Genomic DNA, 22,646 nt, shown 5'->3' with positions numbered 1-22,646 from the left:
TGATGCTGCGGGGAAATTCGTTCCGTTCGCATGTAAGGCCCCCGCACGGCGTTGGCAAACCGGCAGGTGCCGGTTACGCCTTGCCGCCATGAAGCGCCTCCTGCTCGCGGCGACCGCCGCTTCCGCCCTGCTCTCTGTCTCTGCGCTGGCGCAGACCTCGCCGGCCTCGACGCCCGCCGGTCAGCCCGCGATCACTCGTCCGGCGCCGACTCCGCCCGCACCCGTCGACGCGCGCGTGGCCGCCCTGCGGGACGCGGCGCTCAAGGACGAGGTCGCCTATGAGATCGTCGAAGGTTTAACGACCGAGGTCGGCCAGCGCCTGGCGGGTACCGAGGCGGAGGCTCGCGCGCGCACTTGGGGCGCCGCCAAGCTCAAGGCGCTCGGCTTCAAGAACGTGCGGATCGAGACGTACCAGATGCCGGTCTGGGTGCGCGGCGCGGAGGAAGCCGAGATCGTCGCGCCGTTCGCGCAGAAGCTCAAACTCGCCGCGCTCGGCAATTCAGGCTCGACCGGCGCGCAAGGCCTGACCGCCGAGCTCGTCGTCTTTCCGAGCATGACCGAGTTCCTGAACGCCCCCGACGGCGCGATCCGCGGCAAGATCGTCTACATCGGGAATTCGATGCAGCCGACGCAGGACGGGTCGAGCTACGGCGCGAACGGCCCCGCACGCTTCACCGGCCCTGCGCTCGCCGCGGCGAAGGGCGCGGCCGCGATCGTGATCCGCTCGATCGGCACCGACACGCATCGCCTGCCGCATACCGGCGTTACCAACTTCCCCGCGGGCACGGCGGCAATCCCGGCCGCCGCGCTGTCGGTCCCCGACGCCGAGTTGATCGAACACATGGCGAAACGTGGCAAGCCGATCCGCATGCGCCTGGTCCTCACGCCGCAGCAGACCGGCAGCCACGAATCAGGCAACGTCATCGCCGAGGTGCCCGGCACCGATCCGAACGCGGGCGTGGTGCTGGTCGGCGGTCACCTCGATAGCTGGGACTTGGCGACCGGCGCGATCGACGACGCGAGCGGCATCGCGATCACCACCGCGGCGGCGAAGCGCATCCTCGACTCAGGCCGGCGCCCGCGCCGCACGATCCGTGTCGTCTGGTTCGGCGCGGAGGAAGTCGGCGGCTTCGGCGGCGAGGATTACGCGAAGAAGCACGGTGCCGAGCGCCACGCGATCGCGGCCGAGAGCGACTTCGGCGCCGACCGCGTCTGGCGCTTCGAGACGACGCTGCCGTCCACCGCCAAGCCCGTCGCCGACCGACTGGCCAGCGCGCTCGCCCCGCTCGGCATCGTGCGCGGCACGAGTCCTGGCGGCGACGGATCGGACATCGAAGCGACGATCGCAACCGGGGTCGCAGGCATCGACCTGAACCAGTCGGGCCTGCGCTATTTCGACGTCCACCACACGCCGGACGACACGCTCGACCGCGTCGATCCGGCACAGTTGCAGCAGAATGTCGCTGCCTGGACGACGATGCTGGCGGTCGTGGCCGACGCCCCCGAAGAGATCGGATCGGTCACCCGCCCGTAAAGTCGAGCACGCAACCACTCGTCGCAACCTGTACGCCAGATGAATTTTACTTATTGACCCCCTGAACCACTAGGGTATTCGGGCGTTTCGCGACGGCGTTGGGGTCGGCCGCGATTGTTGTGATGCTTGGGAGCATTCGAATGAAGAAGATCCTGCTCGTTGCCGCTGCCGCCGGCCTGATGTCTGTCGCTGCCTGCTCGAAGTCGCCGGAAGCCTCGGCTACCGAGAACAACGCCGAAATGGTTGCTGACAACATGGAAGCGATGGCCGACAACGTCGCCGACATGTCAAACACCACGGCGAACCCGTTCGCTGAGGACAACGCCGAAGCAGTTGCCGAGAACATCGACGCAGCGGCCGACAACGTTCGTGACTCGGCCGACGCCGCGACCACCAACATGTAATCGAACCGAAGCCGGGCTCGGACACTGCTGATGCGAGGATTGATCCTTCCGCTCGCCGCGCTGGTCGCGCTGGGTGGATGCAACAAGCAGCCCGAGCCGGTTTCGGTCGAGAATGGTGCCGAAGCGCTGTCCGCCAATCTCGAGCAGATGGCGAACGAGCTGGAGGCCGCCGCCGCGGGTCAGGTCAACGCGACCGAGCACGCGACGCTTTCCGAAGCAGCGGCGGCGTTCGACAATGCGTCCGATACGATCAACGTATCGGACACGACTGCGAACTTCTAGCACGCGGCCGGACACACCGTTCCACGGATCAAGGGCGCTCCTTTGCGGGAGCGCCCTTTTTCGTATGGGCGCGCCATACCCGCACTGAACCCGACACCGCACCGGTGAGTTGTTCGGTCAAACAGATGACGGAGACATGATGCGCAACGCTTTCCTGATGGGGCTGGTCGGTGGCCAGCGCGCGATGACGCCGCTGGCGACGGTAGCAATTGCCAGCGCTCGCGGCCAATTGCCGGCGGACAATGGCGCGCCTAAGCTGCTCGCCCATCCACTGGTCGCCGCGGGCACGCTGGTGCTCGCGATCGGTGAGATGGCGGGTGACAAGCAGAAGACTGCGCCTAACCGCATCGTCCCGATCGGCCTTGCCGCACGATTCATTACCTCCGCCATCGCGGGTACCGCGTTGGTTCCGAAGCGGGAGCGCTGGATCGGTGCCGCGATCGGCGGCGTAACGGCGGTGGTCGCATCCTATCCGGGCTGGCGAGCGCGCATGGCAACGCTGCCGAAGTACGGTCAAACGCCCACCGGGTTCGCGGAAGATCTGACGGTATTGTCGTTGGCCGCCGCAATCGTGCGATCGAAACCAAACTGATCGGCTGCATCGTGGTGACGGCATGCTTGCCAAGCCGCCGCCCATGCCGCTACCTGCTGCACGCGCGCGGAGGGGCCTGTAGCTCAACGGTTAGAGCTGGCCGCTCATAACGGCTAGGTTGCGGGTTCGAGTCCTGCCGGGCCCACCGCGCGTTTGGCATCGGCACAAGCGTCCAGCACCTGTTGCAGCGACGCCGGCGCGTAACCGTGCCGCGCAAGGGCGGCAAACACTTCCTCCCACCACGCATGAAAGCGGGCCAGATCACGCTCGGTGCGGACGTATGGCGTATGCCCCGGCACCAACGATGGCGAGTGGAAGCTGAGCTGCAGCAAGCGTTCGCCGTCTCGCGCCGCAAGGCCGATTGCATGGACCGCCTCGCGCACCGGCGTACCTTCGGGTGTCAACGGCACGCGCGACAGCAATCCCAGACGAGCGAACATGCCGCGTCCTCGTGGGATCCGGCCGAGCAACGGGTGCAGCGTCGCGCCGCGACGCCGCAGCAATCCGGTATAGATGGCGGTCAACGGCAGCTCCACGATCGCACCGTCGTTCAGCCTAAACGGTGCCGCGGTGACCTGCGTGAAGTCAGGTCCGCCCTCACCCGAATAGTCGAACCGCGCGCGCATCGACGCGTCGAGCCGAAATCCACGCGCCGCCAGCGCCGCGATCGTGTGCGGACCCAAGCCGTATCGACCCGCGCGATAGATACACGGCCGACGATGCAATGATCGCTCGATCACCGCGAGGAGGCGATCGAGCTTCGCCGTCTCCATCTCGCGCGGCAAGTTCCCCGCGAACGTCTCAGCGCACGCACGCGCTCGCGCATCACCGAGCGGCGGGGTGACCCAAGGATGCAACTGCGCGCCGACGGCCGTGGCGGGATCGGACACCAGAATGTCGCGAATGACCGCCGCGGCGGCCTCGTTCGCCGCCACGACATAGTCCACCATGTAGATCGGGCTCACACCATGTGCGGCGAAGCGCCGCTGCATGGCGGGCAAAGCCGCGATCGCTGAAACGTCGTAATCGTCACTGGCGCCCGGCGTCGCCCAGTCGAACTCCTCCTCGGTGTCGATCGTCACCATGAAGCGCCGGCCGAACCCGTCCGGCCACTCGATCAGCGCGTCACTCGGCGTTCGGAAGCTTTGGCTCACGGCACCAACGTGGAAGCGGCATCCTTGCGCGTCGCGCTCGCCCGCGGCAGCGCAACCGTCAGCCGCGTCGGCTCGAATAGCAACTGGCCCCCGATCTCGTTCGCTAGATTGCGGACCAACCGCAGCGCGAAGCCGACGCCCAGCAATGGCGCGCCATCGGCATCGTCCGCCTGATCGTCGAGGTGGAGCAAGGCGGCATCATCGCGGCCGACGAAGGCAGCAGGTCGCTCGATCGAGACGTGCAGCGCTTCACCCAGTTGCGCAACCGTCACCGGCAATGTCTCGCCCGGCGTGCTGGCCGACAGCAACGTCGCGATCAGGCGCGAGATCACGCGCTCGACCGCGATCGGATCGGCGGCAACGCGTGCATCCGCCACCTCGGGCATGGACAGCGTCGTGCCGCGTCGCGAAGCTAGTGGCGCGAGATCCTCCGCGATCTGCGCCAACAACGGCGCGAGCGCGATCACGTCGGCGCGCAGGTCGAGCGCCGCTGATTCGATCCGCGCCGCCATGTCGAGGTCCTCGATCGCACCGATCAATCCGGACACTTGCGCGCGGATGGCTGCTGCGCGTTCACGATACGTCTCGGGCACGGGACCGAGCAACTGCCGCTCGATCAGTTCGGAGAAGCCCGCGATCGCGTTGGTCGGCGTGCGCAGTTCGTGCACCAGCCGACGCAGCCCGTCGGCCCCGCGCGGATCGATCGTCACCTCGGCCGGACGCGCACGTGCCGCATCCTCCTCGATCCGCGGTCGCCGCGCGCTGCCGCGATAACCCAGGAAGCGCCCGCTGCTCTGCTCGAACACCGGCACGCCCGCGATGCGCCAATCGCCCGCCAGCGGCGAGTTGCCTGCGACCACCAGGCGCGCATCGCTGAACGCCGCCCGCTTGCGGAATGCGCCCGCAGCCACGCCGTCCACTCCCGTCCGCGCGACACCGGCATGCGCCAGATGCGTGCCGATCACCGCGCCGCGCGGCGCACTGTCGATCCAGCGAACAATACCGTCGGCGTCGGTTTCGAACCGAAACGAGGCGACCTGCACCGCCTCTGCCCCGTCGAGCGGATAAGGCGCGTTGCGGCCACGCTGAAACTCCTCGATCCGGTGCACGAGATCGGCGATCTCGAACCGCTCGCTGCCAGTGCCGATCGCCGGCGACGCATCGTCGGGCTCGCGCGAGACCTCTCGCGATGGAACAAGAACCGCCGCAGGTTCGCCGCGCGAGCGGATCGGCGTGACCGGCGCTGCGGCCACTGGCGCGATCGGTGCCGGCGCGGGCGCTCGCTCGTGCGCGGTGCGTTGGTCACTCAACGCGAAATCGGTGCTGCCCAGGCTCTCGAGCGAGCGAACCGCACTCGGCGGAAGGTCGCGACGCTGCCGCAACACGCTGCGCCCCATCGGCGACAATTGTGGGATCAGCACTGCCCAATCTTCCGGCGACAGCCGCGCGACGCGTAGCACCGCGGCTGCAACCTCCGGCGTATCGCTGGCGAAGAACGCCACGAGCGACGCCGGCGGATCGACCAGCGCGAGCCCGCGCGCGACCCCGCTGCGTGTCTCGACCGGCACCATCGTCTGGAGCGAACGCAGCTTGGCGATCAGCAGGTCGTCGGCCGGCGCGCGGCCACGCGCGATCAGGTCGGACAATTGCCGAAATGCGGCGCGTGCGCCGAATGAGGTCGACACGTCGGCGGCGAGAACCGTCTTCAGACTGTCATCGAACCGCACGCGACCCTCCTTGGCGGGGCTGGAAAACGATCGCCCCGCGACCTGACCCGAATGGACTACAACGCGGAAGGGTCCACGTCATCAACGCCGGTGATTTGACCTGTCGCAGCTTGGCACAATTGCGTTAGCGCGCAATTATCCTATAGCAGCGCGTGGCGCTTATGTCGTCAATGTACGTAAGAGTTTAGGAATAGGTTATGGCGTTGGACAAGATCGACCGCGAAATCCTCGCGCTGCTACAGGACGACGGTCGCATGACCAACGTCGATCTCGCCGACCGTGTCGGGCTGACCGCGCCACCGTGCCTGCGCCGCGTCCGCGCGCTGGAACAGGCCGGGGTGATCCGTGGTTACCATGCCGACTGCGATCCGGCGAAGCTGGGCTATCCCATCACCGTGTTCGCGATGGTCAGCCTGCGCAGCCAGGCCGAGCAGGACCTGGCGCAGTTCGAGGAGCATATCGCGAACATTCCCGAGGTGCGCGAATGCCACATGCTCAACGGCGAGATCGATTTCATTCTCAAGATCGTCGCTCCCGATCTCGAGAGTTTCCAGCGCCTGCTGACGACGCAGCTCACCGCCGCGCCCAATGTCGCCAGCGTCAAATCGTCGCTGACGATCCGCACCGCCAAGGCACAGACCGGCGTACCGATCGCCTGATCGCAAGCGCACGAAAAAAGGGGCGACCCGCAGGCCGCCCCTTCTCATCACCCAACCTGCCGGCTCAGCCGACCGGCGGGTGATCCAGATACTCGATCCACAATCCGGCGAGGTCGGCGCGCGGCTGACCCTTGACCCCCTCAAATGCGGTGCGGGCACCAGCCTTGTCGCCCGAGTAAGCCAGCGCGATGCCGAGACGCGTATTGACCGCGTCGGCGTCGACCTGACCCTTCTGCAGCGCCGTGCGGTAGAGCCCCGCCGCCTTGGCGTAATCGCCCGTCCCGAAGAACGCGTCGGCCGTGCTCGCCGCCAGCTTGCCGTTAGCCGCGGCGTTGGCCCGCGTCTCCAGCCCCGACAACGACCCTTCGTTGCTGATCGACTTGTTCGACGCGGCGAGCAGCGAGGTCGCGTTCGCGCTGCCGGCAGGGATCTTGCCCGACGACGTGCCCTGGCTCAGCACCGTCTTGGCCTCCCACGGAATACCGAGATCGAAGGCATATTGCCCGTAGATCTCGTAATCATATTGGTCGGCCAGCGCCTTGCCGTGACGCAGCAGACGGAACAGATCGACCTTCTGCCCCTTGTCGAGCGTAGCGACACCGCCCGACGTCAGGCCGAAGGTGGTCACCACGTCGCGCCAGTTCTTGGCGGTCGGGTACGCTTCGACGTACTTCTTGAGCCAGGTGTAGGTGAGCGCGCCGTTGCGCTTCTGATTGCTCTTGGCGATCATGTACCGGTACAGGTCCTCGCCCGGCTTCTGACCCGCGGCGGCCTGCGCCGCGATGACCTTGTCCATCTCGGCCGACGCGCCCGCGAGATCGCCTGCATCCGCCTTCGACTTGACCAGCTGCAGCGTCATGTTGGGGTTGCTGTAACCGGCCGCCTGAGCGGCGGCGAAATATTGCGCCGCGCCGGCATTGTCCTTGGCGTTGGTCGCGATCCGGCCGAGCTCGTAATTATAGCGGCCGAGGTCGGCGGGCGGCGTCTTCGGGTTGGACACCAGCGCCTTGAGCGGCACCGCCAGCGCGGCATCGCTGCCCTGATTGGCGGCGATCTTCTTCGCCTCGACGTTCAGGCGCAGTGCGGCGGCGATATAGCGCTCGTCGTCGGTCTTGGCCGCCGCGTCGATCTGCGCGAGCGATGCCTCGGCGGTGGCGAGATCGTTCGCCGCGATCGCGGTCTGTGCCGCGGCCGCCGGCCCCTGCACTTCCTTGCTCAGCTTCAGCCCGGCGCCTTCTGCCTTCTTGTCCTTCTTCTGCGCGGCGGCGGGCTGAACCGCAAGCGACGCACCACCGGCGAGCAGGGCGGCTGCGAACAAAGCGTTAGTGAAGCTCTTCATCGACTATTCTCTCCGATACGGCCGCGATCGTGCCCGCTGCCGCGACGCTCTAATGATCCTGCGCCACGGGTTCAAGGAAGGTACGATGCCTACCCCTGATGCGCTGAACCGCGATTGAACGCGCTCGTTCCGCCCGCTAGCGGATCGAGGATGATCGCCCTGCTCTCCCCTGCCAAGACACTCGACCTCGACACGCCGGTGCCGTTCGATGCCACGCGCCCGCGCTTCACCGATGAGGCCGCGACGCTCGCCAAGGCCGCGTCGCACCTCACCCAGAAGAGGCTCGCCGAGCTGATGCACATCAGCCCCGCGCTCGCCAAACTGAACGCCGATCGCTTCCGTAACTTCGACGACGCCGCCGAGCGCCCCGCGATCTATACCTTCGACGGCGACGTCTACACCGGGTTCGAAGTCGCGACGCTCGACGAACCCGCGATCCGCTTCGCGCAGGACCACCTGCGGTTGCTGTCCGGCCTCTACGGCCTGTTGCGCCCGCTCGACGCGATGCGCCCCTATCGGCTCGAGATGGGCACGCGCTGGGCGCCCAGGCACAAGAAGCTGACCGATTGGTGGGGCACGCGCATCGCCGACGCGCTCGCCGCCGATCTGGCGGAGGAGGGTTCGGGCGCGATCCTCAACCTCGCCTCGAACGAATATTTCGCCGCCGTCGACGGCAAGCTGCCCGCCGGCACGCGCATCATCGCGGTCGATTTCCGCGAGGCCGACGGCCGCTTCATCAGCTTCCACGCCAAGAAAGCGCGCGGCACAATGGCGCGCTGGATGGCCGAGCACCGCGTGACCGACACCGACGCGATGCGCGGCTTCGACAGCGACGGCTATTCCTTCGACGCGAGCGCCAGCAGCGACGACCGCTGGACCTTTGCACGAACCGGAGCAACGGCATGAGCGAGATCAGGAATGCCGTCGTCATCGGCGCTTCGGGCGGGATCGGCGCCGCGCTGGTCGAGGCGTTGGAGGAAGAGGGTGTCCGCGTCCTGCACCTCGCCCGCTCCTTCACCGGCGACCGCCACCTTGATCTGGAAGACGAGCCGAGCATCGCCGCCGCCGCCCAGCGCGCGGGCTCGCCCGACCTCGTCATCGTCGCGACCGGCCTGTTGCATGACGCCGAGCACGGCCCCGAGAAGGCAATCCGCGAGCTCGACCCCGCCTGGCTCGCCCGCCAGTTCGCGGTCAACGCGATCGGCCCCGCGCTCGTCGCCAAGCACTTCCTGCCTGTCATGCCCAAGACCGGGCGCAGCGTCCTAGCCTTTCTGTCGGCGCGGGTCGGCAGCATCACCGACAACCGGCTGGGCGGCTGGTACGGCTATCGCGCGTCGAAGGCCGCGCTCAACCAGCTCGTCCGCACGCTCGCGGTAGAGGACAAGCGCCGCAACGATCGCGGGCTGGTCGTCGCGCTCCACCCCGGCACCGTCGACACCGCGCTATCTCAGCCCTTTCGCCAAGCTGGCCGAGACCTGTTCAAGCCCGACCGCGCCGCGGTGCAGTTGCTCGACGTGATCGACGGACTGAAGGTCACCGACAGCGGGCGCCACTTCGCCTGGGACGGCAGCGAGATCGCGCCCTGAACGCTTATGCCTTATACGCTCCCGCGCGCGCCCGTACGCGCGCGGGGGTGGTCAGCACCTTTATGCTCGGCTAGGCTGCATCCTTTCCTGACCCAAGCGAAGAGCATCCCTTGACCGACGCGACCCTGCTCGCCGATCCTTCCGACATCGCGCCCATCTCCATCGTCGAGGAGATGAAGACCTCCTACCTCGATTACGCGATGAGCGTGATCGTGGCGCGCGCGCTGCCCGACGTGCGCGACGGGTTGAAGCCGGTTCACCGCCGCATCCTGTATTCCGCGAACGAGAGCGGGTTCCTCTACAACCGCCCGTATCGCAAGTCGGCGCGCATCGTCGGTGACGTGATCGGTAAATACCATCCGCACGGCGACACCGCGATCTACGACGCATTGGCGCGCATGACGCAGGACTGGTCGATGCGCGTGCCGCTGATCGACGGTCAGGGCAACTTCGGCTCGATGGACCCCGATCCGCCCGCCGCGATGCGCTATACCGAAGCGCGGTTGGCAAAGGCGGCGAACTATTTGCTCGAGGATCTCGACAAAGACACGGTCGACTTCCAGCCGAACTACGACGGATCGGAGCGCGAGCCGACCGTGCTGCCGGCGCGCTTCCCCAATTTGCTCGTCAACGGCGCGGGCGGCATCGCGGTCGGCATGGCGACCAACATCCCGCCGCACAACCTCGGCGAGGTGATCGACGCGTGTTTCGCCTATCTCGACAATGGCGCGATCACCACCGAGGAACTGATGCAGATCGTTCCCGGCCCCGACTTCCCAACCGGCGCAATCATCCTCGGCCGCGCCGGCGCGCGCTCGGCCTATGAGACCGGACGGGGCTCGATCATCGTCCGCTCGCGCCACACGATTGAGGAGCGCGGCGGACGCGAAGGCCGCCGATCGATCGTGCTCACCTCGATCCCCTACCAGCAGGGCAAGAACGCGCTGGTCGAGAAGATCGCCGAGGCCGCCAAGGACAAGCGGATCGAGGGCGTCAGCGACATTCGCGACGAATCGAACCGCGAGGGCGTGCGCATCGTCATCGACCTGAAGCGCGACGCGACCCCCGACGTCGTGCTCAACCAGCTCTGGCGCCACACGCCCGCGCAAGGCTCGTTCGCCGCCAACATGCTCGCGATCCGCGGCGGACGGCCCGAGCTGCTCAACCTGCGCGACATCATCCAGGCGTTCGTGCAGTTCCGCGAGCAGGTCATCACCCGCCGCTCGAAGTTCGAGCTCGCCAAGGCACGCGAGCGCGCGCACATCTTGCTCGGCCTCGTCATCGCGGTCACCAACCTCGACGAGATGGTCAAGATCATCCGCGGCTCGTCGAGCCCGGCCGAGGCACGGCAGAAGCTGCTCTCACGCGCCTGGCCGATCGCCGAGATCGCGCCCTATATCCGCTTGGTCGAGGCGACCGACGTCGAGGTCACCGGCGACAGCTACCGCCTGTCCGAAACGCAGGTCCGCGCGATCCTCGACCTGCGCCTCCACCGCCTGACCGCGTTGGGACGTGACGAAATCGGCAACGAGCTCGAAGGCCTCGCCGGCTCGATCGCCGAGCTGCTCGCGATCCTGTCCGACCGCGTGAAGCTCTACGGCGTGCTGCGCGACGAGCTGCGCGAGGTGCGCGACCAGTTCGCGACCGCGCGCCGCACCGAGATCGCCGCCGCCGCCGACGGGATCGAGGACGAGGACCTGATCGAGCGCGAGGAGATGGTCGTCACCGTTACCCTCGAAGGATATATCAAGCGTACCCCGCTCGACGCCTTCCGTGCTCAGGCGCGCGGCGGCAAGGGTCGCGCCGGCATGGCGACCAAGGATCAGGACGTCGTCACCAAGCTGTTCGTCACCTCGACGCACACGCCGGTGCTGTTCTTCTCGACCCTCGGCCGCGTGTATCGTATGAAGGTCTGGCGCCTGCCCGAGGGTGGCCCGGCGACGCGCGGTCGTCCGATGATCAACCTGCTGCCGCTCGAGCCCGGCGAGACGATCTCCACCGTGCTGCCGCTGCCGGAGGATGAGGCCGACTGGGGCAAGCTCCACGTCATGTTCGCGACCGCGAAGGGCAGCGTGCGTCGCAACTCGATGGACGCGTTCACCAACGTGCCGTCGAACGGCAAGATCGCGATGAAGTTCGAGGGCGTCGACGCCGACGACCGGCTGATCGGCGTCGCCTTGCTCGACGAAGGCGACGACGTGCTGCTCGCGACGCGGCAGGGCAAGGCAATCCGCTTCGCCGCCGAGGAAGTGCGCGAGTTCCAGAGCCGCAACTCGACCGGCGTTCGCGGCATCGCGCTCAAGAACGACGATGCGGTGATCTCACTGTCGGTCCTCCACCGTGTCGATGCGACGCCGGAGCAGCGCGAGCAATATCTGCGCAACGCACCGTGGAAGGAGCGCGAGGGCGAGCTCGAGATGGAGCTGACGCTGTTCGAGCGGCTGCGCGGCTGCGAGCAGTTCATCCTGACAATCTGCGCCAACGGCTATGGCAAGATCTCGTCGGCCTATGATTACCGCCGCACCGGCCGCGGTGGTCAGGGGATCACCAACATCGACAACGTCAAGCGCAACGGTCCCGTCGTCGCGAGCTTCCCCGCGAGCAAGGCCGATCAGCTCATGCTCGTCACCGATCAGGCGAAGATGATCCGCACGCCGCTGGCGTCGCTGCGCATCATCAGCCGCAACTCGGCTGGCGTCCGCATCTTCAACGTCGCCGACGACGAACACGTCGTCTCCGCCGCGCGGATCGATGAAGAGCCCGAGCCCGAGGACGCCGCCGAGGCGATGGTCGCCGAGGAACTCGCCGAGGTCACTGAAACCGCACCCGTCGACGATGGTTCGATCGGCGACGATGCCGCGGCCGGGCCGGAGGATGGCGAATGAGCGACGATCAGAACAAGCCGCTTACCGCCTACAAGGTGCTGACCGCCGACCAGATGCAGGCGCTGGAGCGTGACGGCAGCTTCGCCGGCGCCCCGGTCGATCTGGAGGACGGCTACGTCCACTTGTCGACCGCCGACCAGCTTGCCGAGACGATCGACAAGCATTTCGCCGGACAGGCCGACCTCCACCTCGTCGCGGTCGATCTCGCGGCGTACGAAGGCAAGCTGCGCTGGGAGCCGTCGCGGGGCGGACAGCTCTTCCCGCACCTTTACGCCCCGCTGCTGCTCGAAACCGCGATCGCCTACTCGCCACTCGAGCGCCACGAGGACGGCAGCATCCGCCTGCCCGTAACCGGCTAACTCGTCATCCCGGGCTTGACCCGGGATCCCGCTTCTTCTGCGCCACGCGGACGAAGCAAAACGCGGATGAGGCTGGGTAATCAACGAGCCACGCAACGATCGCCTCACACGTACAGGTCAACCACCTCGCGCCCCTCACCCACCGCTTCCAGCAGCAGCGTGCGGTGGCAGTGGCAAGGATCGCGCTCGAAGCACAGCAACGCGCTCGGCATCTCGTCGGCGAGCGCCAGCATCTGCGCCGCCGCGACCTGCGCCTCGGGTAGCTCGAGCTGCGCGTCATACACCACGGTCAGCGTCGCCACGTCGCCCTTCTTGGCCGCATCGCGCCCCGGCTTGGGCGTGCCGAGCGCCTTCAGGTGAAAATAGTCGATCCCCTCTGCCTTGAGCGACGCCGCGAGCGTCGACTTGGAAAAGCCCGGTCGCCGCGACAAGGGTAGCGCGCGCACGTCGATCACGCGCCGCACGCCCGCCGCGTGCAGCGCAGTGATGAACCCCGACATCGTCGCGCCTTCGTACCCGATCGTGTAGATCGTCATCGCCTCATCCTTCCCCAACCAGCCTTGCGCGGGCACGCGCCACGCCATAATCACCCGCCCCGATGCAACGCTCGGACCACCGCCCCGGAACCCTGATCCCCGGCGGCGCGGTGTTTCCGCACCGTCACCTGACCGGGATTGACGGACTGGAGCCGCACGAGATCACCTTCCTGCTCGACGAGGCAGAACAGTGGGTCGAGGCGAACCGCACGCCTACTGCGCCGGGCAAGCGCCTGGCCGGGCTCACGCAGATCAACGCCTTTTTCGAGAACTCGACCCGTACGCTCTTGAGCTTCGAGATCGCCGGCAAACGGCTGGGCGCCGACGTCGTCAACATGCACGCTGCGCAGTCGAGCGTGAAGAAGGGCGAGACGCTGATCGACACCGCGATGACGCTGAACGCAATGCGCGCCGACGTGATCGTCATCCGCCACATGAGCTCGGGCGCGGTGCGCCTCATCGCGGATAAGGTCGACTGCCCCGTCCTGAACGCGGGCGACGGCCGCCACGAGCACCCGACTCAGGCGTTGCTCGACGCGCTCACCATCCGCCGCCGGCTCGGCAGCATCGCCAACAAGCGTGTCGTGATCTGCGGCGACCTGCTCCACAGCCGTGTCGCGCGCTCGAATATCCTGGCGCTCACCGCGCTCGCGGCCGAGGTCCGCGTCTGCGCGCCCTCGACGCTGATGCCGCCCGAGATCGAGCGGATGGGCGTGACCGCCTTCACCGATTTCGATCAGGCGATCGCGCACGCCGACGTCGTCATGATGCTCCGCCTCCAGACCGAGCGTATGTCGGGCGGCTACGTGCCGTCGGTGCGCGAATATCATCTACGCTACGGCCTCACGATGGCACGGCTAGAACGCCACGCGCCCGACGCGCTCGTCATGCACCCGGGTCCGATGAACCGAGGCGTCGAAATCGACTCGGCGGTCGCCGACCACGTCGAGCGTTCCGCGATCACCGAGCAGGTCGCGATGGGGGTCGCGGTCCGCATGGCGTGCCTCGACGTGCTGACCAGACGCGCGCGCGGCGTGGAGGGCTGGGCATGAGCGCGCTCCACCTCGTCAACGCGCACATAGTCTGTCCCGTGGCGGGCGAGCGCAACGGCGACCTGCTGATCGTCGACGGCGTCATCGCCGACGGCCTCGCGCCTGACGATGCGACCCGCGTCGATTGCGGCGGAAAGCTCGTCCTGCCCGGCATCGTCGACGTGGGTGTCGCCGCGATCGACCGCGCCGCCTTTCGCGCCGGCGGCATCACCCGAGTCGCGCTGATGCCCGACCAGTCGCCGGTGCTTGATGAGCCCGGCATCGTTCAGCGCTCCGCACTGATCGGCCGCCCCGACCTGTGGATTCACCCGATCGCCGCCGCGACGCGCGGGCTGAAGGGCCATGACCTCGCCGAGATGGCGATCTGCGCCTCGGCCGGTGCGCGCGCGGTCGGTACCGGGCGCGGCTGGATCGCCGACACCGGAGTCATGTACCGCGTGCTCAGCTACGCGCGCGACCTCGACCTGCCCGTCATCGCGCACGCCGAGGACGGCGGGCTCACCGCCGGCGCGGTCGCCTCCGCGGGCGAAACCGCGACCCGCCTCGGCCTGCCCGCCGCACCGTCGCTTGCCGAGCCGCTGGCGATCGCGCGCGACCTGATGCTCGCCGAAGAGACCGGTGCGCGGCTCCACCTGCGCCAGGTCACCACTGCCGCCGGCTTCGCGCTCGTTCGCGCCGCCAAGGCGCGTGGCGTCCACGTCACCTGCGGCATCACGCTTGCCCACCTGCTGCTGTCCGACAATGCGATGAGCGACTTCCGCACCTTCGCGCACCTCTCGCTGCCGCTCAGGTCGGAAACCGATCGCAAAGCCGCGCTCGCCGCGCTCGCCGACGGCACGATCGACCTGTTGTGCTCGGGTCACGACCCGCACGGCCCGGAGGAGAAGCGCCTGCCCTTCGCCGACTCGACCGCCGGCGCGGCGGGGGCGGTGACGCTACTCCCGCTGGCATTGGGGTTGGTGCGCGACGGCGTGATCGGCATGGCGCGCCTTACCGAATTGCTCGCCCACGCCCCTGCGCGGCTGCTCGGCGTTGAGACCGGCACGCTCGCGCCCGGCATGCCCGGCGACGTCATCCTTGTCGACCCGCACGCCCCGTGGCAGATCGACGCCGACGCGACTCCCGGCATGGCGGGCAACACGCCATTCGACGGCCTGCCCGTACAGGGTCGCGTGCTCCGCGTGTGGAAAGGCGGACGCGAAATCTAGCGCGTTGCCCGACCAGCCGGACGACCACCTTTCGTCACCCGCAAGTCAATCCGGGCTCACTCTTCTTGAAGCGGACCGCGAGATCTCGGATCAAGTCCGGGATGATGGCGGGTGAAATTGGCCGGATCAGCTCAAGGCGCCGCCCGATCCACCCCGATCGCCTCAGCGCGAGGCGACCTGCACGCCCTTGCTGCCCTTGACCCAGGCGGCGACCTGGTCGCCCGCCTGCTGGCGGACGAAACAGCGCCCACCCTTCACGCGGTAGCTGCGGCACATGCGCTCGGCATCGCCGCGCGCGAAGCCGCCGACCGACAGGCGGTAGTAGCTCGCGCCTCCGACCGACGCCGACATGCCCGCCGGGGTCAGAGCAGCGAACCCCGCGTAGCGGCGCGACGCCCGCGCCCAGCCATCGCGCGCCACCGCGGCATTCTCGTACGCGCCCAGTTGGACGTACCAGCGGCCGGGCGCGGGCGCCTTGGCAACGGCGGGCTGTTCGCCACGTGGCTTCGCCACTGGCGCGCCGGTGCGGACCTTGTAGCTGCCCGCGGCCCTGATCAAATTGGCAAGCCGCACCGGCTCCGGCCTCGACTCGGTCGCCCGAACGGGCGCGGAGACGGGCGCCTGCGCCACCTCTACCTCGCCGACTAACGGCTGCGGCTCGGCTTCCGCCATCTGCTGCGCGTCGGGGCGGCCCGGCATGAACTGATCCACCGGATCGACCGTCGCCGCACGCACCGGCGCAACCGCGGCATTGAGCGCGATCGCCACCGGCTGCCCGGGGTCCTCCACCGGCGTGATACCGAGCAGGCTGGCGACCTGCGCCGAGGAGGAGGCGGGATGCGCGAACTTGGCCCATTCGATCATGCGCGCGTCGGCCTCCGCCGGTGTCATGTCGACGCCGATCAGCGTCCGCGCCTCCTGCCACCGCCCGCCCAGCGCGAACGCCAGCGCCAAATTCTGCCGCGTCTTGGCGTCCGCCTCGGGCGAACGCGTCGCGGCGGTCAGCACCTCGATCGCGGTCGCCGGATCGCCCGCCAGCGCCACCGCCAGCCCGCGGTCGGCCGGCGCGATCGCACCCGAATGCGCCTCAAGCGTTTGGCGCGCCGCGTCCCACTGCCCCAGCGCGGTCTGCGCCAGCGCCAGATTCAGTGCCGCCTTGCCGTTCGCCGGTTGCAGCGACAGCACGTCACCGTACGTGGCGCGCGCCGACTCGAACCGGCCCGCACGCAGGTACGCGTTGCCCAGGATCATACGATAGCCCGCGTCCGCCGAACTGTTCGCCACCGCCGCCTCGGCATAGCGCACCGCCTTGTCCCACTTGCGCTTACCCAGCAGATCGGACGCCTTGCGCGCGTAGCCGGCCGCTTTCTTCGGATCGCTACGCTGCGTCGCGACCGCCGGGTCGATCGCCTGCACGACGACCAAGCCGCCGCCGCCCAGCAGCAGCGCGGACAGGCCGATGCCGGCCAATGCAGGAAGCTTCACCATCTTCTACCTCACCGCTCGCGTGCGTCCGCTCGGGCGCACCGTGTCTCGGTGAACGGCCAGCCGGGGTTCCGGCGCGGCATTCACCCGTTCGTGGTCCGGGGATGCCAGCAACGGCTCAATTTACCGTTAACGACGCGCGCGCATGGTTAAGCCACTTTCACCCGCGCGGCGGCTCGGGCATGATGGCCGTCATGGTTCGGGGCGGGATGAGACAATGAAGACGCGACTGATGGTGCTCGCAGCGGCGCTGGCGGGCGGAGTGGCGGGGACGCCCGCGCTTGCCGACGTAAAGGCGGGCGTGGAGGCGTGGAGCCGCGGCGACTATCCCGCCGCCGTGGCGCAGTGGCGCGCGCCCGCCGCTGCCGGTGACGCCGACGCGCAATTCAACCTCGGCCAAGCCTATAAGCTCGGGCGCGGCGTGGCCGCCGACCCCGCTCAGGCGGTCGACTGGTTCCGCAAGGCAGCAGCCCAGAACCACCCGCAGGCGACCGACAATTACGCGTTGGCATTGTTCCAGGACGGCAAGAAAGCCGAGGCGCTGCCCTGGCTCGAAAAGTCGGTCGCGCGCGACGAGAAGCGCACCGAACTCGTGCTCGGCACCATGCTGTTCAACGGCGACGGCGTGCCGCGCGACTGGACCCGCGCCTACGCGCTCGTCACCCGCTCGTCGCAGCAGGGCCTGCCGCAGGGCTCGCAGACGCTGGCGCAGATGGACAAATATATCCCCGAGGCACAGCGCCAACAGGGCGTCGCCCTCGCGCGCCAGATCGAGGCGCGCGGCCGCTCCGCAGGCGCCGCCCCGGCCACCGCGATCGCCTCGGCCGAGCCCGGCGCGCGGCCGACACCCGCTCGGGTTGCGCCTGCGCCGACACGCGCCGGCACTTCCTACGCGCAGCCCGGCCGACCCGAGCGCGTCCCCGCATCCGAGCAGCCCCGGCGCCCCGACCGCGCTGAACCGCGCCCGCGTCCCGCGCCAGCCGAGCGGTCGACCCGCGCCACCGCAGCGCCGACCCGTGCTGCGGCGGCGAAGCCCGCGCCTGAACGCGCCGCTCAGCCGAAGGCGAGCGGCGGCGCCTATCGTATCCAACTCGGCGCCTTCGCCAACGACGGCAACGCGCGCAGCCTATGGTCGAGCGTCGGCGCCCGTGTCGGCGGGACGCCCAGCTTCGCGCGCAGCGGCAACATCACCCGCCTGCAGGTGAGCGGCTTCGCCTCCAAAGCCGAGGCACAACGCGCCTGCACCCGCGCCGGCAGCGGCTGCGTCGTCCTGCCGCGCTGACCTCGCCCCACCTGCGCCGGTGTAACGCCCACCGGCCAGCAGCCCGCCACCCCATCAACCCTCCGTCATCCCGGACTTGATCCGGGATCCCGCTTCTTCTCGCCAGCAGCCATCACGCGGGCAGTCGGATCAGTCCGAAACCACGCTCCCGTCGGTCACGAGCGGAAGTAGATGTCAAACTCCGCACTTCCCCACTGTCCTACACGCGCCATACCTGCTCTCCTTGTCCCTCTCAAACCCACCCACCTGCCCGCGAGCAGTCGCGTTGGCGTGACCTTCGTGTGACCTTCCGCCCGCTTGGCGGCGGCGGCGCTCTCGCCTAGAACCATTCGCAAAGGAGCCGCTCGCATGACCGCCACCCTCGCCACCCGCACCGATTGGAGCGCGCTCGGCGCCGAACAACTCGCCGACACGATCGCGCTGCGCCGCGCCATCCACGCCGAGCCCGAAGTCGGCCTGCACTGCCCGCGCACGACCGAAAAGGCGAAGGCAGCACTCGCCGGCCTACCGCTCGAAATCCACGACAGCACCTCGACCACGGGATTCGTCGCGATCCTACGCGGCGGACGCGCCGGCGGCGCAGGCTCGAACGGCCGCACCGTCCTGCTGCGCGGCGACATGGACGCGCTGCCGATGACGGAGGAGACGGGCCTTCCCTTCGCCTCGACCATCCCGGGCGCGATGCACGCCTGCGGCCACGACGCGCACACCGCGATGCTCGCCGGCGCCGCCAAGGCCTTGTGTGCGCGCCGCGACGAGCTGTCGGGCACGATCGTGTTCATGTTCCAGCCCGGCGAAGAAGGCCATCACGGCGCGCGCTGGATGATCGAGGACGGGCTGCTCGACATCGCCCGGCCCGAGGCCGCGTTCGCGCTCCACATCTCGCCCAACGCCCCCGCCGGCGTGTTCGTCAGCCGCGAAGGCGCGCTGCTCGCCTCGACCGACACGGTGCTGGCGACGATCAAGGGCCGCGGCGGCCATGCCGCAATGCCGCACGAGTGCGTCGATCCGATCCCCGTGGCTTGCGCGATCGTCACCGCACTCCAGAACCACGTCGCGCGCCGCGTGCCCGTTGCCGACCCTGCCGTGCTGACGATCACGCAGATCCACGCCGGCTCGTCGCACAACATCATTCCCGGTGAGGTCAAGCTAATGGGCACGCTGCGCACGCTCTCGCCCGCCACGCGCGAGGCGATGCGTGCCGCCTTCGCGCGCATTTGCGAGAACGTCGCCGCCGCGCACGATTGCACCGCCGAGGTGGGGCTGGAGGAAGGCTATCCCGTCACGATGAACGATCCGCGCGCCACCGGGCTGATGCGCGGCCTCGCCGGCGAGATCAGCGGCGAAGACGGCTGGTCGGTGATGCCCGCGCCGATGATGGGCGGCGAGGATTTCTCCTACGTGCTGCGCGAGGTACCCGGCGCCATGGCCTTCATCGGCGTTGCGCCCGAAGGAACCGACCCACGCACCAACCCACCGCTTCACAACACCCGCATGACGATCGACGAAGCGGTGATGGCGAAGGGCATCGCAATGCACTGCGCGCTCGCCGAACGTTTTCTGGAGAACGGCCTCGACTGACACCTTGTCCGCGGTCGCGCGGCTGCGTGCCGCTACCCGCGCCTCGCACAACCTGGTCGATGCGGCCTTCGGCGACTTCGTCCTGTCTGACCGCGACGCCTATCGTTGCTTCCTCGTCGCGCACGCCCGCGCCCTGCCGCCGGCCGAAGCGGCGGTCCAGCGCCTCGCTTTCGCGCGCACGCTGCCATCCCGCGCGCCGCTGTTAGAGTGCGACCTCGCCGATCTCGGCGCACCGATGCCCGCCCCGCTGCCGTTCGCCGATCTCGACGAGCCTGGCCTATGGGGCGCGCTCTACGTCGTCGAGGGGTCACGTCTGGGCGGCGTGATGCTCGCGCGATCAGTCCGGACCGACGTGCCCGCCCGCTATCTCGCCGCCGCGCACCAACCCGGTCAGTGGCGCGCGATCCGCCACGCGATCGACAGCGCAGCCGCGAACGGCTCGACCACGTGGAACGACGCGATGCTCGCCGGTGCCGCCGCTACCTTTGATCTATACGCAGCCGCGGCACGGCTGGAGACGGATTGGCCAATGCCGAAGATCAGCCCCGACCGTAGCTGACCAAAGCAGACGGTAGATAGGTCCCCCGACGTCGTGCCGGTCAGTCTTCCTCGATCGGCGCGGTCAGCACCGCGCGCAGGCCCGGCTGGTTGTTCTGATACTCGACCTCGCCGCCGATCCGCTGCACCACCGCGCTCATCATCCGACTGCCGAAACCGACATTGTCGCCCTGCTTGCCGCGCCCCTGGTCGGCAACGATCAACCGCAGCTTGTTGCGATGCTGCTCCAGCACGATGTCAATCGGCCCGACCTTGCCCGCCGGATAGGCGTATTTCGTCGCGTTGATGACCAGCTCCGCTGCGATCAACCCGACATTGACCGCGCGGTCGGTCGGGATCAGCACCGGCGCCAGATCGGTCGACAAGCGATTGCCCCAATCGCGCCCCAGCGAAGCGCGCATGTCGTCGAGCAACTCGCCCAGATACCGACTGAGGTCGATCGTCGCGATTTGATCGTCGCGGTACAAGCGGCGGTGAACCAGCGCCACCGCCGACAGCCGCGACCGCGCTTCCTGCAACTGGTCCGCGACCTCGCCCGGTCCGGCAGCACGCGCCTGCAACATCAGGAACGAGGCGACGAGCTGCAAACTGTTCTGCACGCGGTGGTCGACCTCGCGCATCAGCAGGTCCTTTTGCGCCAGCGCCGCATCCTTGTCCGCGATCGCACGGTTCAGGTCGGCGTTGACGCGGCGCAGCTCACCCAGCAACCCCGCCTCGCGCAGCATCCGCCGCAGCCGCTGCGCGGCGTCCACCTGCTCCAGCGTCCAACGCCGCGCACGGCCGCGCACCGTCTGCGTCCAGCTGTCGAACGACGTACGCGGCGTCAGCGTGGCGTGAGGATCGAGCTTGACCGCCTTGTGCGGATTGCCCGCCCATTCGACCTGCTCGACGTGCTCGGCACGCAACCAGATCAGCGCCACGCGCTCCTGCGGCAGCGTGATGGCGAGCACGCCGGTGAACGGCGACATGCGCTCCGCCTCGTCCCACTCGACACCGAGTTCACGCGTCGAGAAGACGCCCGCTTCGTCGCGCTTGAACAACCAACGCGACAGCGCGCGCAGGTGGTCGTCGGTCGGACAGAAACCGGTTGTCTCCACCGTGTCGCCGACGATCGCGAAACCGTCGGCGGCCATCATCCGCCGCATGTCCTCGCACCGCCGCGCGACCACGCGCTCGGGCCGCTCGTCGCCGAACAAAGCCGGCAGCAGCGTGTCCTCTTCGGCACGCAGCGCCAGCCGCTCGCGGTAATTCTCGGCCTCTTCCTTGGCGGTGATCTGCCGCGCCAGCCCGCCGGCGAGCGCCGCCGCAACCGTCCGCACGTCGCGCGACAGGCTGCGCGGCGCATGATGGTGGCACGCGATCAACCCCCACAACATGCCGTCCTTGACGATCGAGATCGACGCCGACGCGCCGACTTCCATGTTGCGTAGGTACTGGAGGTGGATCGGCGACACGCTGCGGATCGCCACGTCGCTGAGATCGATACCGGCGAACGCCGCAGGCCGGATCGGCTGCGGATGATAGTCGATCGTCGGGATCACGCGCGTTCGATTGCGCACATAGAGCGCGCGCGCCTGCCGCGGAATGTCAGTCGCGGGAAAATGATGGTTGAGGAACGTGTCCAGCGCCTCGTCACGGTCCTCCGCCACCACATAGCCCGCCTCGTCGTCGAGGAAGCGGTACACCATGACGCGATCGAAGCCGGTCAGCGCACGAAACGCGACCGCCGCGCGCTCGCACAAAGCCTTCAGCGTACCCGTCCGCTCGAACCCGCTCGCGGTCGCGTCGAGCCAGCCGAGCGTTTCCGCAGCACCACGCGCGTCCGGATCAACCGGCTCCAGCTCGGCGAGCAGGTACGCACCCGAGCGATGGAATGCGAGGTCGTGCCCGGCCACCACGCCACCGATCACCGTGCCGCCCGGACCAACCGCCGCCTGCGCCAGCACGCCCGCCACGTCGATGCCGAGCACGTCGGATAGGCTGCGTCCGAGCCAGTCCGGTGCGAGCCGTTGCTCGATATCGCCGGCCCCCGCGACGATGCTCAACGTCTGCGGCTCGGCGATGAGCAACAGGCCGTGCGGCTGCACCGCGCCCGGAATGTGGATCGGTTCGCGGTCACAGGCCGTCAGATCGACCGGTGTTCCCACCTTCCGCACCGCCACTCCGTCGCCCGCCAAACGCCACTCCTGTTCACGCCTTAACCTGCCTCTAGAACAAAGTGGCACCCTCCTGCTAGTCTTCTGGCGTCAGCACGGGACCATTGTGGGTCACACCCAAGCCAGGCTTTCGAAAGCTGACGGACTGTTCTCCGTAGCTAGGTCCCGAACCCCATCGAACCAAAACATGCTTTCGCCGCGCCGTAACTTTTGTTGTGCCGATCTAGCGCCGCTTCTACACTGATTCTCGACAAGGAGAGGGAACGC

General features: G+C 68.3%; 20 protein-coding genes and 1 tRNA gene. 15 read left to right on the top strand and 6 right to left on the bottom strand.

From position 1 onward, the window contains the following. Positions 1 to 88 precede the first annotated feature (88 nt). The 5 genes from HRV97_RS11030 (at position 89) to HRV97_RS11010 (ending at position 2,957) form a co-directional block, all read left to right on the top strand. Positions 89 to 1,534: a M20/M25/M40 family metallo-hydrolase gene (locus HRV97_RS11030; RefSeq protein ID WP_174194323.1), complete on the top strand. Its 1,446-nt coding sequence runs from the start codon at positions 89 to 91 to the stop codon at positions 1,532 to 1,534. Between the two features lie 140 nt (positions 1,535 to 1,674). After that, the gene (locus HRV97_RS11025; RefSeq protein WP_174194322.1) at positions 1,675 to 1,938 is read left to right on the top strand and encodes a hypothetical protein; all 264 of its coding nucleotides are present in this window, start codon (positions 1,675 to 1,677) and stop codon (positions 1,936 to 1,938) included. 30 nt (positions 1,939 to 1,968) lie between these two features. After that, entirely contained in the window at positions 1,969 to 2,220 is a 252-nt protein-coding gene (locus HRV97_RS11020) for a hypothetical protein (RefSeq protein WP_174194321.1), read from the top strand. Positions 2,221 to 2,356: 136 nt separating this feature from the next. Further along, on the top strand, positions 2,357 to 2,812 hold the full coding sequence (locus HRV97_RS11015) for a DUF4126 family protein (protein WP_174194320.1): 456 nt from the start codon (positions 2,357 to 2,359) through the stop codon (positions 2,810 to 2,812). Between the two features lie 72 nt (positions 2,813 to 2,884). Then, a tRNA-Ile gene (locus tag HRV97_RS11010) sits at positions 2,885 to 2,957 on the top strand. On the opposite strand, the gene HRV97_RS11005 is transcribed toward HRV97_RS11010, so the two are convergent. Both HRV97_RS11005 and HRV97_RS11000 read right to left on the bottom strand, forming a co-directional pair. Then, positions 2,926 to 3,966 (bottom strand): polysaccharide deacetylase family protein, encoded by a 1,041-nt coding sequence (locus tag HRV97_RS11005; RefSeq protein WP_343044491.1) that lies wholly within the window; start codon positions 3,964 to 3,966, stop codon positions 2,926 to 2,928. The genes HRV97_RS11010 and HRV97_RS11005 overlap by 32 nt on opposite strands. Next, positions 3,963 to 5,693 carry a histidine kinase dimerization/phospho-acceptor domain-containing protein gene (locus HRV97_RS11000; RefSeq protein WP_174194319.1) on the bottom strand — a complete coding sequence of 577 codons (1,731 nt, stop codon included), beginning with the start codon at positions 5,691 to 5,693 and terminating at the stop codon, positions 3,963 to 3,965. Before HRV97_RS11000 ends, HRV97_RS11005 begins: the two co-directional genes overlap by 4 nt. Positions 5,694 to 5,890: 197 nt before the next feature. Here HRV97_RS11000 and HRV97_RS10995 point away from each other — a divergent pair, with 197 nt between their 5' ends. Further along, a complete protein-coding gene (locus HRV97_RS10995) occupies positions 5,891 to 6,352 on the top strand; it encodes an Lrp/AsnC family transcriptional regulator (RefSeq protein ID WP_174194318.1) in 462 nt (153 codons plus the stop codon). 64 nt (positions 6,353 to 6,416) lie between these two features. Here the strand turns inward: HRV97_RS10995 and HRV97_RS10990 are convergent, their stop codons facing one another. Continuing rightward, the gene (locus HRV97_RS10990; RefSeq protein ID WP_174194317.1) at positions 6,417 to 7,691 is read right to left on the bottom strand and encodes a hypothetical protein; all 1,275 of its coding nucleotides are present in this window, start codon (positions 7,689 to 7,691) and stop codon (positions 6,417 to 6,419) included. A gap of 150 nt (positions 7,692 to 7,841) precedes the next feature. Between HRV97_RS10990 and yaaA the strand changes: the two genes are divergently transcribed. The 4 genes from yaaA to HRV97_RS10970 all read left to right on the top strand — a co-directional run bounded on the left by yaaA (position 7,842) and on the right by HRV97_RS10970 (position 12,521). Next, positions 7,842 to 8,597, top strand: coding sequence for a peroxide stress protein YaaA (gene yaaA / locus HRV97_RS10985; protein ID WP_174194316.1), 756 nt, complete (start codon positions 7,842 to 7,844; stop codon positions 8,595 to 8,597). Beyond that, a complete protein-coding gene (locus HRV97_RS10980) occupies positions 8,594 to 9,277 on the top strand; it encodes an SDR family NAD(P)-dependent oxidoreductase (RefSeq protein WP_174194315.1) in 684 nt (227 codons plus the stop codon). The genes yaaA and HRV97_RS10980 overlap by 4 nt, the downstream gene beginning before the upstream one ends. A 110-nt stretch (positions 9,278 to 9,387) precedes the next feature. Next, on the top strand, positions 9,388 to 12,162 hold the full coding sequence (gene gyrA, locus HRV97_RS10975) for a DNA gyrase subunit A (RefSeq protein WP_174194314.1): 2,775 nt from the start codon (positions 9,388 to 9,390) through the stop codon (positions 12,160 to 12,162). Beyond that, positions 12,159 to 12,521: a DUF952 domain-containing protein gene (locus HRV97_RS10970; RefSeq protein ID WP_174194313.1), complete on the top strand. Its 363-nt coding sequence runs from the start codon at positions 12,159 to 12,161 to the stop codon at positions 12,519 to 12,521. Before gyrA ends, HRV97_RS10970 begins: the two co-directional genes overlap by 4 nt. Positions 12,522 to 12,625: 104 nt before the next feature. Here the strand turns inward: HRV97_RS10970 and HRV97_RS10965 are convergent, their stop codons facing one another. Beyond that, positions 12,626 to 13,057, bottom strand: a complete 432-nt coding sequence (locus HRV97_RS10965) for a DUF488 domain-containing protein (RefSeq protein ID WP_174194459.1) — start codon at positions 13,055 to 13,057, stop codon at positions 12,626 to 12,628. A 62-nt stretch (positions 13,058 to 13,119) separates the two neighbouring features. Between HRV97_RS10965 and HRV97_RS10960 the strand changes: the two genes are divergently transcribed. Together HRV97_RS10960 and HRV97_RS10955 are read left to right on the top strand one after the other, a co-directional pair. Next, the gene (locus HRV97_RS10960; protein WP_174194312.1) at positions 13,120 to 14,109 is read left to right on the top strand and encodes an aspartate carbamoyltransferase catalytic subunit; all 990 of its coding nucleotides are present in this window, start codon (positions 13,120 to 13,122) and stop codon (positions 14,107 to 14,109) included. Next, a complete protein-coding gene (locus HRV97_RS10955; RefSeq protein ID WP_174194311.1) occupies positions 14,106 to 15,317 on the top strand; it encodes a dihydroorotase in 1,212 nt (403 codons plus the stop codon). The genes HRV97_RS10960 and HRV97_RS10955 overlap by 4 nt, the downstream gene beginning before the upstream one ends. A gap of 162 nt (positions 15,318 to 15,479) precedes the next feature. Here HRV97_RS10955 and HRV97_RS10950 read toward each other — a convergent pair whose 3' ends face one another. Continuing rightward, the gene (locus tag HRV97_RS10950) at positions 15,480 to 16,805 is read right to left on the bottom strand and encodes an SPOR domain-containing protein (RefSeq protein ID WP_174194310.1); all 1,326 of its coding nucleotides are present in this window, start codon (positions 16,803 to 16,805) and stop codon (positions 15,480 to 15,482) included. A 214-nt stretch (positions 16,806 to 17,019) separates the two neighbouring features. On the opposite strand from HRV97_RS10950, the gene HRV97_RS10945 reads away from it, so the two are divergent. The 3 genes from HRV97_RS10945 (at position 17,020) to HRV97_RS10935 (ending at position 20,224) form a co-directional block, all read left to right on the top strand. Next, on the top strand, positions 17,020 to 18,084 hold the full coding sequence (locus HRV97_RS10945; RefSeq protein WP_174194309.1) for an SPOR domain-containing protein: 1,065 nt from the start codon (positions 17,020 to 17,022) through the stop codon (positions 18,082 to 18,084). Positions 18,085 to 18,432: 348 nt separating this feature from the next. After that, positions 18,433 to 19,665 (top strand): M20 metallopeptidase family protein, encoded by a 1,233-nt coding sequence (locus HRV97_RS10940; RefSeq protein WP_174194308.1) that lies wholly within the window; start codon positions 18,433 to 18,435, stop codon positions 19,663 to 19,665. A 4-nt stretch (positions 19,666 to 19,669) separates the two neighbouring features. Continuing rightward, a complete protein-coding gene (locus tag HRV97_RS10935) occupies positions 19,670 to 20,224 on the top strand; it encodes a biliverdin-producing heme oxygenase (RefSeq protein WP_174194307.1) in 555 nt (184 codons plus the stop codon). A 40-nt stretch (positions 20,225 to 20,264) separates the two neighbouring features. On the opposite strand, the gene HRV97_RS10930 is transcribed toward HRV97_RS10935, so the two are convergent. Next, positions 20,265 to 22,379, bottom strand: a complete 2,115-nt coding sequence (locus tag HRV97_RS10930; protein WP_343044490.1) for a histidine kinase dimerization/phosphoacceptor domain -containing protein — start codon at positions 22,377 to 22,379, stop codon at positions 20,265 to 20,267. Positions 22,380 to 22,646 lie beyond the last annotated feature (267 nt).

The organism is Sphingomonas hominis, from assembly GCF_013328205.1.
Taxonomy (GTDB): Bacteria; Pseudomonadota; Alphaproteobacteria; order Sphingomonadales; family Sphingomonadaceae; genus Sphingomonas; species Sphingomonas hominis.
The sequence above is the reverse complement of the archived record's forward strand: the minus strand, read 5'-3'. Positions and strand labels throughout refer to the sequence as shown.